The organism is Enterococcus sp. HMSC061C05 (assembly GCF_001814765.1).
Taxonomy (GTDB): domain Bacteria; phylum Bacillota; class Bacilli; order Lactobacillales; family Enterococcaceae; genus Enterococcus_B; species Enterococcus_B lactis.
Map to the genome: position 1 here is coordinate 1 of NZ_KV817759.1, position 223 is coordinate 223.

2 tRNA genes are annotated in these 223 nt (G+C 50.2%); both read right to left on the bottom strand.

The features are described from left to right. Nucleotides 1–45: 45 nt before the first annotated feature. Nucleotides 46–119 (bottom strand) — tRNA-Met (locus tag HMPREF2988_RS12050). Nucleotides 120–131: 12 nt separating this feature from the next. Next, a tRNA-Ser gene (locus HMPREF2988_RS12055) sits at nt 132–221 on the bottom strand. Nucleotides 222–223 lie beyond the last annotated feature (2 nt).

Genomic DNA, 223 nt, shown 5'->3' on the forward strand with positions numbered 1-223 from the left:
GCATGTTAACCCCTACACCACGGAACCAGTGTTTTTAGTTTTTAATTGCGGGAGCAGGATTTGAACCTACGACCTTCGGGTTATGAGCCCGACGAGCTACCAGACTGCTCCATCCCGCGATAATATGATAAAGGAGGATAAGGGATTCGAACCCTTGCACGGTTTTACCCGCCTGACGGTTTTCAAGACCGTTCCCTTCAGCCGGACTTGGGTAATCCTCCAT